Source organism: Pseudomonas sp. GM55 (genome assembly GCF_000282395.1).
GTDB classification, from domain to species: domain Bacteria; phylum Pseudomonadota; class Gammaproteobacteria; order Pseudomonadales; family Pseudomonadaceae; genus Aquipseudomonas; species Aquipseudomonas fluorescens_CC.
The window spans coordinates 1-9,441 of record NZ_AKJJ01000118.1 but is presented as its reverse complement, the minus strand read 5'-3'; the positions used below and the strand labels follow the sequence as shown (position 1 = coordinate 9,441).

General features: G+C 60.3%; 8 protein-coding genes. 5 read left to right on the top strand and 3 right to left on the bottom strand.

Annotated elements, in window-relative coordinates; translation table 11 throughout:
* Window positions 1-87: 87 nt before the first annotated feature.
* Window positions 88-1,212 (bottom strand): OpgC family protein, encoded by a 1,125-nt coding sequence (locus PMI31_RS25155; protein ID WP_008022115.1) that lies wholly within the window; start codon window positions 1,210-1,212, stop codon window positions 88-90.
* 246 nt (window positions 1,213-1,458) lie between these two features.
* Here PMI31_RS25155 and PMI31_RS25150 point away from each other — a divergent pair, with 246 nt between their 5' ends.
* The 3 genes from PMI31_RS25150 to PMI31_RS25140 are packed head-to-tail and all read left to right on the top strand — an operon-like array spanning window position 1,459 to window position 4,281.
* On the top strand, window positions 1,459-1,833 hold the full coding sequence (locus PMI31_RS25150; protein ID WP_008022113.1) for a GtrA family protein: 375 nt from the start codon (window positions 1,459-1,461) through the stop codon (window positions 1,831-1,833).
* Window positions 1,830-2,771 (top strand): glycosyltransferase family 2 protein, encoded by a 942-nt coding sequence (locus PMI31_RS25145; RefSeq protein WP_008022112.1) that lies wholly within the window; start codon window positions 1,830-1,832, stop codon window positions 2,769-2,771. The genes PMI31_RS25150 and PMI31_RS25145 overlap by 4 nt, the downstream gene beginning before the upstream one ends.
* A gap of 1 nt (window position 2,772) precedes the next feature.
* On the top strand, window positions 2,773-4,281 hold the full coding sequence (locus PMI31_RS25140; RefSeq protein ID WP_008022110.1) for a glucosyltransferase domain-containing protein: 1,509 nt from the start codon (window positions 2,773-2,775) through the stop codon (window positions 4,279-4,281).
* Between the two features lie 27 nt (window positions 4,282-4,308).
* On the opposite strand, the gene PMI31_RS25135 is transcribed toward PMI31_RS25140, so the two are convergent.
* Together PMI31_RS25135 and PMI31_RS25130 are read right to left on the bottom strand one after the other, a co-directional pair.
* Window positions 4,309-5,928: an FMN-binding glutamate synthase family protein gene (locus PMI31_RS25135; RefSeq protein WP_008022107.1), complete on the bottom strand. Its 1,620-nt coding sequence runs from the start codon at window positions 5,926-5,928 to the stop codon at window positions 4,309-4,311.
* 116 nt (window positions 5,929-6,044) lie between these two features.
* On the bottom strand, window positions 6,045-6,845 hold the full coding sequence (locus PMI31_RS25130) for a helix-turn-helix transcriptional regulator (RefSeq protein ID WP_008022105.1): 801 nt from the start codon (window positions 6,843-6,845) through the stop codon (window positions 6,045-6,047).
* 124 nt (window positions 6,846-6,969) lie between these two features.
* Here PMI31_RS25130 and PMI31_RS25125 point away from each other — a divergent pair, with 124 nt between their 5' ends.
* Together PMI31_RS25125 and PMI31_RS25120 are read left to right on the top strand one after the other, a co-directional pair.
* Window positions 6,970-7,791 carry a carbon-nitrogen hydrolase family protein gene (locus PMI31_RS25125; RefSeq protein WP_008022102.1) on the top strand — a complete coding sequence of 274 codons (822 nt, stop codon included), beginning with the start codon at window positions 6,970-6,972 and terminating at the stop codon, window positions 7,789-7,791.
* Between the two features lie 226 nt (window positions 7,792-8,017).
* Window positions 8,018-9,343, top strand: a complete 1,326-nt coding sequence (locus PMI31_RS25120) for an APC family permease (protein ID WP_008022101.1) — start codon at window positions 8,018-8,020, stop codon at window positions 9,341-9,343.
* The last annotated feature ends 98 nt before the right edge of the window (window positions 9,344-9,441 follow it).

Here is a 9,441-nt window from a genome sequence, read left to right as displayed (position 1 = left end):
GCTCGCGATGGTCGATAACGATAACGCGTGTTTCCTGGCGGAACGCGGCGCTCTTGAGTCCATCGCGAGCGAGCTCGCTCCTACATATCAGGCGGGCGCAGCTTGCGGTGATCGATTCAAACGCTTGTTGAACTCCAGCCACGCCCCCAGCAACGCCATCAACCCGGCACCCACCAGCGCGGTAAAGACCTGCATGGCGAACGCATCGTCGGTCAAGGCATTGACCATGTCCGCCAAGGGTGCCAGCAGCACGCCCAGGCAGAAAATCTCCAGCGAGAAACGGCCCATGCGGCAACTTTGCTGCGCGAGCCAGTTTTGCGTCCATCCGCTGTCGGGTACCAGTTTCGCCGTGACGTAGGCCAGTGCGAGGAAATGCAGCAGGCGCACGGGGGACAGGTTGGTCTTGCTGATGGGGTACAGGATGTTTTGCAGGCTCGCCGGCACCACCGCATCGTGTAGGTCCGGCCAACGCCACAGGACGGTCAACACGCCCGCGACCACGACATACAGCGCCGCACTCACAAACAACGGCTGGCGCAGCAATGAGCGGGTTTCGGGCAAGCGCGGGCGCTGGCCGTGAATCGCCGCGGCACCGCCGAGCACGAACAGCAACTGCCAGGCGACAGGGTTGAAATACCACACGCCGTCCTTGATGGCCGCCAGGTTCCAGCCAGCCAGAGGCACCATCGAGTACAGCGCCAGGGACATCGCGACCACCACCCAGGCCTTGCGCACCAGCATCGGCAGCGCCAGCGGCAAGCCGGCCAACAGCACGATGTACAGCGGCAACGGGTCCATCAGGTTCGGCTTGAAGCGCAACAGCAGTTCATCGATCAGGGCTTGCTGAGGGTCGCTGATGAAATGATGCATGCCCATTTCCTCCACCAGATCCCGTGTTTCCACGTGGCTGTTGGCGAAAAACACAATGCCCATCAGCATCGCCAGCAGGAAGATATGCACCACGTAGAGCACCCACGCGCGGCGCAGGATTTTCACGCAGGCGATCAGGAAGCCGTCTCGCACCAGGACTTTGCCGTACGCCAGCACGGCCGCGAAACCTGCCAGAAACACGAAAACCTCGGCGGCATCGCTGAAACCGAAGTTACGCAGGGTGATTTGCCCCAAAGGGTTGTGGGGCACGTGATCCCAAAAGATGAAAATCAGTGCCAGACCACGAAAAAAGTCGATCCGGTGATCGCGTGCTAACGTCATGACGGCAGGCTCGTAACAGCGAGTGAAAAATGGGATTGGCCGCGGGCGCAAAAGGCCGTGCGCCCAACCGGCGGCGCGCAGGGTGGACTGATTCGCGGGCAATTGCAAAACCGGGATATTACCGGATGTCTCGGGTGTCGCCCCAAGGCCCAACCGCTGGTCTGAAAGCTCCGTAAATATGCGATTTCTGACAGTAGACAGGCTCAAATAATAATGGGTGCAACGTTCTTAAAGCGGGAACCTCAGATGAGACTGTTGTGGAAAGGGCTGTCCAGTTACACGGTGATCGGGGTCGCCAACACCCTGATTCACTGGCAGATCTTTTTCCTGTTGAGCGTGGCGGCCGGCCTCAGCCAGGCGATCAGCAACCTGACAGCCTTCTGCGTGGCAGCGTCGTTTTCCTTCTACATGAATGCGCAATTTACGTTCGCCGCCAGTGCCACGGTCGCGGGGTATCTGTTGTTTCTTCTAGGCATGGGGGCATTGAGCCTGGGGATCGGCCATCTGGGCGATGTCTGGCAAATGCACGGATTGCTCACCGTGGTCCTGTTTTCGGCGTTGAGCCTGGTGTTCGGTTTCCTGTATTCCAAATACGTGGTGTTTCGCGAGCGTGATCAATGAAAATCTCGCTCATTGTCCCTGTGTTCAATGAAGAGCAGTCAATCAACCTGTTTTACCAGGCCGTGCGCCGTGAGCTGGTGCTGCGGGACGCCGAGGTTGAAATCGTGTTCATCAACGACGGCAGTTCCGATCGCACGGCCGAACAGGCGACGGCACTGGCCCAGGCGGATGATCAGGTCATGCTGATCAATTTCTCGCGTAACTTCGGTAAGGAACCGGCACTGTTTGCCGGTCTGGAGCACGCCAGCGGCGATGCCGTGATTCCCATGGATGTCGATCTGCAGGACCCGATCAGCGTCATCCCGCTACTGGTCGAGCAATGGCAAAAGGGCGCCGATGTGGTACTCGCCAAGCGCCGCAACCGGGACGTCGACGGCTACCTCAGGCGTCACAGCGCGTCGATTTTCTACCACGTGCTCAATCGCATCGCCTACACCCGCATCGAGGAAAACGTCGGGGACTTCCGGCTGATGGATCGCAAGGTGGTCGACGTGATCCGTTCCCTGCCCGAGCATCAGTTGTTCATGAAAGGCGTGTTGTCGTGGGCCGGGTTCAACACCGTGGTGGTGGAGTTCGAGCGGGCCGGGCGGGTGGCGGGGAACAGCAAATTCAATGGCTGGAAGCTGTGGAACCTGGCTCTGGAAGGCGTGACCTCGTTCAGCACCGTGCCGCTGCGTTTGTGGACTTACGTCGGTGGCGGCATTTCGATTTTCGCGGTGCTGTACGCGGTGTACATGGTGCTGGACAAGATTTTCTTCGGCAACAGCGTCCCCGGCTATCCGTCGCTGATGACCGCCATCCTGTTTCTCGGCGGCGTGCAACTGATCGGCATCGGTATCCTCGGCGAGTACATCGGTCGCATCTATATCGAGGCCAAGCACCGGCCGCGCTACGTGATCAAGGACATCGTCGGCGGTAAAGCCCGGGGCGAGCGCTAGCATGGGCCGGCTCAGTGACTTCTTCGTTCGCGAGCTCAGCCGGCATCAGGTCTGGCGGTTTTTTCTGTTCGCGACCTTCTTGTATGTCCTGCCGTTGATCCTCGCGGATTTTCCCTACATCGATGACAACTGGCGCTCGCTGTCGGCGGGCATGGCCTGGTCCGGGCAGGGGCGACTGTTCACCCAGCTGTTCTACAACGCACTGACCTTCAGCCATGCTGCGCCGAACATCTTTCCCTTGCCCTTGCTGATCGCCACGCTGGCCATGGCGTCGGCGCTGACCAGCCTGACGTTCCATTACTTCCGCCAACCCAGCGTTGCTTGCTGCCTGGTGCTGTTGCCGCTCTGGTACAACCCGTTTTTCCTGCAAAACCTGTCTTATCAATACGACGGCCCCGCCACGACCCTGAGCCTGGTGGCGGTGATCTACGCGATCACCTTTCGCCACCCTTGGCGCGGCGTGCAATGGCTGGTGCCGTCGTTCCTGATTGCCTTGGCGCTGGGGCTGTATCAAGTCAGCCTGAATGTGTTCCTGGGCCTGTGTTGCCTGGAGTTGCTCAGGGCCGCCAATGATAAAACGACCCCGATGCCCTGGCGCGACCTGCTGGGCTGGAAAGCCGCCCAGCTCATCCTCGGCGGGTTGATCTACAGCGTCAGTGCTTATCCGTTCATGGGCTCCAATCGGACATCGCTGCTCAATTGGACGGCCCATCCTTTGATGCAGATCCAGATCAACATTGCCCGGGTCCTGGAAAAAGTCGTGCTGCTGTTCCACGGCGGATGGCTTTGGCTGTTCGGCGGGTTGTTATTGTTTGCGCTAGCCGGGGCGGTGCGCTTGGGACTGAACGTAGCGGCGCGCCAGGACGGCGGCCTGAAGAAACTGTTGATCGGCCTGGTGTGTTTGCTGACATTGCCGGTGGTGACACTGCTGGTGTCCGGTGTCACGTTGTTTTTCCGCGACTTCAACGAAGGCGCCCGTACCTTGATGGGCTTCGCCGTGCTGTTGGTGTTGCTGCTCTATTTGAGTCATCTGGCACTGGCGTCGATCCATGAGCGACTGCCACTGTTGTTGATCATTCCGCTGCTGGCGATGTTGTCGCTGTCGTTCGCCTATGGCCGGGTGCTGACGATGCAGAAAACCTTCGCGTCCATGGCGTTGACCAGCCTTGAATACGACATCGCCAGTCGTCAGGCGCTGCGTGAGGCAAAACGTATTTACCTGTCGGTGACTTACTCCGACTACTGGTTAACGGCGGCGGCTGGCTCGTTCAAGCAGCTGCCGGTGCTGCATTACCTGCTCAATACCGACTTTTACATGCTGGCCGAGAATCTGCCGAAAGCAGGCATCACCAACGTGGTGGCGGAGCAGGAGCGGCGTAATGCGACGCGGGTCGGCTATCAGGGCTATCCGGCGTTGGTCGAAAGCCAGTTCTACCGGATTTACCTGATCGGTGATTACGGTTTTATCGTGATGAAGGAACCGGCCCCGACCAAAACGCTGCGCTGGTGATGCGCGATTCTGACCGGGGCGGCGAGGTCATGCTGCCGCTATTTCATGGGGCTCGAAACTGTCGGCCCGGGCCATCTGCCACATCCGCGAGTAAAACTCGCCACTCACTTCACCAGTCAGCAACTCGCCGGGTTTGAGGAACACGTGCAACTGCGAGAACAGCTTGATCTCGGTCGCCGACATACGCCGCACCAGGTGCTTGGCCGACAGTTGCGACGGATGTTCGAGGCCGGCGGCGGCAAGCATTTCCGCCAGGGCCTTGAGGGTGTTGCGGTGAAAGTTGAAGACGCGCTGCGCCTTGTCCGGCACCACCAGCGCACGCTGGCGCAGGGTGTCCTGAGTGGCGACGCCGGTCGGGCATTTGTTGGTGTGGCAGCTCTGCGACTGGATGCAGCCGATGGCGAACATGAAGCCCCGGGCCGAGTTGGCCCAATCGGCGCCGATGGCCAACACACTGGCGATGTCGAAGGCGCTGACGATCTTGCCGCTGGCGCCGAGTTTGATCTTGTCCCGCAGGTTAAGGCCCACCAGGGTGTTGTGCACGAACAGCAGGCCCTCGCGCATCGGCACGCCGATGTGGTCGGTGAACTCCACCGGCGCCGCGCCAGTGCCGCCTTCCTTGCCATCGACGACGATGAAGTCCGGGAGGATGCCCGTCTCCAGCATGGCCTTGGCGATGCCCATGAACTCCCACGGATGGCCGAGACAGAACTTGAAACCCACCGGTTTGCCGCCGGACAGTTCACGCAGTTGCGCGATGAAATGCATCATTTCGATCGGCGTGGAAAACGCCGTGTGGCGCGAGGGTGATACGCAGTCCTCGCCCATCAGGATGCCGCGGGTCTCGGCGATTTCCCGGGTGACCTTGTGCTTGGGCAGGATGCCGCCATGGCCGGGTTTGGCGCCCTGACTCATCTTGATTTCGATCATCCGCACCTGTGGCGTCCGGGCTTGCGCCGCGAAGCGTTCCGGGTCGAAGTGTCCGTCGCTGGTGCGGCAGCCAAAGTAACCGCTGCCCAGTTCCCAAGTCAGGTCGCCGCCGTGCTCGCGGTGATAGGGGCTGATGCTGCCTTCGCCGGTGTCATGGGCGAAGTTGCCGAGCTTGGCACCCTGGTTCAACGCGCGGATCGCATTGGCGCTGAGGGAGCCGAAGCTCATGGCCGAGATGTTGAACACCGACGCCGAATAAGGCTGGGTGCACTGCGGACCGCCGACGGTGACCCGGAAACTGCTCGGGTCGCTCAACGGCGCCGGGCGCATGGAATGGCCGATGAATTCGAAGCCCGACTGATACACGTCGATCAGTGTACCGAACGGTTTGTCGGCGGTTTCGTTCTTGGCCCGGGAATAGACCAGCGAGCGCTGGGCCCGGGAGAAGGGCAGGGCGTCGCTGTCGGATTCAAGCAGGTACTGGCGGATTTCCGGGCGGATGCCTTCGACCAGATAACGGATATTGCCGAGGATCGGGTAATTACGCCGCACGGCATGCGGGCTTTGCAGAAGATCAAACAGGCCGATCAGGCTGAGGACGGCGGTGACAGCGGTAATCGGCCAGAGCCAGTCGTATTCAAGAAACGGCAGGCTGGCGAAGGTGAACATCACGCAGACGACAAAGAAGGCGTAGCGGCTCAGGAGTGACAGGCTCATACGGTTTCCTTGGGTTCGGACTCAAAAATTTTCGTGCACCAGGAGCGGGGACACACAAATCCTGTGGGAGCGGGCAAGCCCGCTCCCACAGAAAAGCAGAGCATTCCACAGGCCAATCAAGCATTTTGTGCCTGGAGAAAAATCGAAAACAGTTCGGACTGGGATTTGATCCCCAGCTTGCTGTACATGTGTTTCTTATGGACTTTCACGGTTTCGACGGAGATTTCCAGCTTACGGGCGATTTCTTTACTGGAGCAACCGCTGAGCATCAAACGCCCGACATCCAGCTCCCGGGCCGTCAACTGTGCGCCTTTGAGCTGCTGCACCGATGCTTCGAGTTGCACCCGCCAATCGCCTTGCGGTGACGCGGGGGCCAGGGCCACGACTTCGTTGATTTCATAGGGCAGACGTTGGCGCAACAGCCCGAGCACCCACGGCTGGATCAGCGACAGCAAGGCGATCTGCTGACTGCTGAAGCGCTGCGTGCTGCCCAGTGACAGGCACAGCGTGCGGTCGCCTTCGAGCTGGCAATTGAACTGGATTTCGTCGGCCACCACATTCAGACGAAAGTAGCGCTGGTAATACTCGGTCAGCTCGAAATGTTCCGGGGCCACTTCCGACAGACGATACAGCCCGGTGCGCGATTGCTCGCGGCAGGCGATGTAGAACGGGTCGAGCAGGTACAGGCCGCGCAGGTAATCCTGGAACAACTGGTCGGGACTGCCGTCTTCGCCCGGGCACTCGGCGAACACCTGAGGATGCTGGTCGGCACTGAAAAGCAGGGCCACCCAGCTGTCGAACGTTACGTATTGATCCAGCAGGCGTACCAGCTGGGTCCAGAAATTGGGCTTGTCCAGGGCGTCGATCAGTTGCCCCACCGAACGGTGCCAGGCGATGTCGTCCAACGAGAGTGTCATGCATCTACCCCTATCGTGTTACCCCAGCGGCGTGATTCCCCGCCCGGTTGCTTGCTGCGCATACTGGCGCACAGACACCGACCGGGCAATCTTTCTGCCGCCCGGTCCATAACAAGGAATACCCATGAAGGTCGAACTCGCCCAATTGGCCGGCCGTGACAACGACACGGCTTACAACCTCGAACGCACCCTGGCGGCCATTGCTGCATGCGCGGCCGACACGCAGCTGATCCTGTTCCCTGAAGGCCACTTGATGGGCTTCCCTTCGGCCGAGTCCGTGGCCGAGGTGGCCGAGCCGCTGGACGGACCCTCCGTCAGTGCGGTGATCGCCGCCGTTCGCCAGCACAATATCGCCGTGGCCATCGGCATGGCCGAAAACGACAACGGCCGCTTCTACAACACTACGCTGCTGATCACCCCCGAAGGCATCGCCCTGAAATACCGCAAGACCCACCTGTGGGCGTCGGATCGCGGTGTCTACGAGGCGGGCGACCGCTACGCCACGTGTTTGTGGAACGGCGTGCGCGTGGGCTTGCTGATTTGCTACGACATCGAGTTCCCCGAAAGCGCCCGTGCCTTGGCGCAGTTGGGCGCCGAGTTGCTGATCGTCACCAACGGCAACATGGACCCCTACGGCCCGACCCACCGCACCGCAATCATGGCCCGCGCCCAGGAAAACCAGGCGTTTGCGCTGATGGTCAACCGGGTGGAAGAGGGTGATGGTGGTTTGTTGTTTGCCGGCGGCAGTGCGCTGGTCGATCCGTTGGGCACCTTGTTGTTTGAAGCCGGACGCGAGGAAGGGCAGTTCGCGGTCGAGCTGGACCTGAAGCAGTTGACGGCGGCGCGCCAGGATTATCGGTATCTGGATGATCAGCGGCTGAAGTTGCCGGGGGAGATGGTTGAGCATGCGGGTGGGTTGCGGGAGCTGCTGATTCCTCAGTGTTGATCCTGATTTCTTGTCGACCGGGCTGATGCCTTCGCTGGCGAGCCAGCTCCTACAGGGGATCTCAGGCGTTCACAAGACCAATGTAGGAGCTGGCTTGCCAGCGATGAGGTCCTGACAGGCAACACACCTGCTTGATCATTCACCGAAGAACAACAACACAACACCCGAAAATCCTGCGCCGAACTCGGCTCTGCCATAAATCCAATAAAATCCGGAGTAGTCGCTCATGGCTCGTTTGCAACGCACCCTGTCATTAGGCTCGGTGGTGCTGTTTGGCATCGCCTACATGACGCCGATCATTGTGCTCGGCACCTTTGGCATCCTCGCCCAATCCACCGCCGGCATGGTGCCGGCCGCGTATCTTGCGGCGTTGGTGGCCATGTTCTTCACCGCCATGAGTTACGGTCGCATGGCCTCGGCGTTCCCGGTGGCCGGCTCGGCCTACAGTTATGTGCGCAAGGCCATCAGCCCCAAGCTCGGCTTCATCGCCGGTTGGGCGGTGCTGCTCGACTACCTGTTTTTGCCCATGGCGATCTGGCTGATCGGCGCGGCCTACCTCAACTCCGCCTTCCCGGCGGTGCCGCAATGGATCTGGGTGCTGGCGTTCATCGGCATCACCAGTGCAATCAACATCATCGGCCTGAAACTGGCCAACGGCATCAACGCCTTGCTGATGCTGGTGCAGTTCCTGGTGCTGATCGCTTTTGTCGCGCTGTGCGTGCATTACGTTGGCGGTGACGCCAGCACGCCGTTGTGGTCGATCAAACCGTTCTTCAACGGCAACATGCAGATGCCCTTGATCATGAGCGGCGCGGCCATTGCCTGTTATTCGTTCCTCGGTTTCGACGCGGTCAGCACCTTGACCGAAGAAACCCGCGACCCACGCCGCAGCATTCCCCGGGCAATCATGTTGATCACCCTGATCGGCGGCCTGATTTTCGTCGGCGTGTCGTACTTCGTGCAGATCGCTCATCCGTCCTTCCAGTTCGACAACGTTGACTCGGCGGCCTATGAAATTGCCCGCAACGTCGGTGGCGACCTGTTCGTCTCGATCTTCCTGATCGGCCTGATCGTCGGCCAGTTCGCTTCAGGCCTGTCGGCCCAGGCCAGCGGTTCACGCCTGCTGTACGCCATGGGTCGTGACGGTGTGCTGCCGAAATCGTTCTTCGGCACCTTGCACGAACGTTTCGGCACGCCGATCAACAGCATCCTGCTGTGCGCGGTCGTGGCCTTGCTGGCGCTGAAACTGGACGTGACCACCTCGACCTCGTTCATCAACTTCGGCGCGTTCCTGGCATTCAGCCTGGTGAACCTGTCGGTGATCTTCCATTACTGGATCGGTGGCGAGAAAAAAGGCCTGCGCGAGTTCGTACTGTTCCTGCTGTTCCCGTTCATCGGCCTGGCAGCGGATTTGTGGCTGATGGTCAGCCTCGATCATTTGGCGGTGTATCTGGGCCTGAGCTGGCTGGCGATTGGCGTGGTGTACCTGGCGGTGCTGACCGGCGGCTTCCGTCGCCAGCCGCCGGAAATGGATTTCCAGGAAGCTGCATAAAGGAACTGTAGGAGCGAGCTTGCTCGCGATAAACCTGAGAGCGCCGATGGGCATCTGGTTTTACGCGTTTTCGTTCACGACCATCGCGAGCGAGCTCG

What these genes read in the sequence shown, in the direction of transcription:
- PMI31_RS25155 (WP_008022115.1), bottom strand. Translation starts at nt 1,212, where the DNA reads ATGACGTTAGCACGCGATCACCGGATCGACTTTTTTCGTGGTCTGGCA.
- PMI31_RS25150 (WP_008022113.1), top strand. Translation starts at nt 1,459, where the DNA reads ATGAGACTGTTGTGGAAAGGGCTGTCCAGTTACACGGTGATCGGGGTC.
- PMI31_RS25145 (WP_008022112.1), top strand. Translation starts at nt 1,830, where the DNA reads ATGAAAATCTCGCTCATTGTCCCTGTGTTCAATGAAGAGCAGTCAATC.
- PMI31_RS25140 (WP_008022110.1), top strand. Translation starts at nt 2,773, where the DNA reads ATGGGCCGGCTCAGTGACTTCTTCGTTCGCGAGCTCAGCCGGCATCAG.
- PMI31_RS25135 (WP_008022107.1), bottom strand. Translation starts at nt 5,928, where the DNA reads ATGAGCCTGTCACTCCTGAGCCGCTACGCCTTCTTTGTCGTCTGCGTG.
- PMI31_RS25130 (WP_008022105.1), bottom strand. Translation starts at nt 6,845, where the DNA reads ATGACACTCTCGTTGGACGACATCGCCTGGCACCGTTCGGTGGGGCAA.
- PMI31_RS25125 (WP_008022102.1), top strand. Translation starts at nt 6,970, where the DNA reads ATGAAGGTCGAACTCGCCCAATTGGCCGGCCGTGACAACGACACGGCT.
- PMI31_RS25120 (WP_008022101.1), top strand. Translation starts at nt 8,018, where the DNA reads ATGGCTCGTTTGCAACGCACCCTGTCATTAGGCTCGGTGGTGCTGTTT.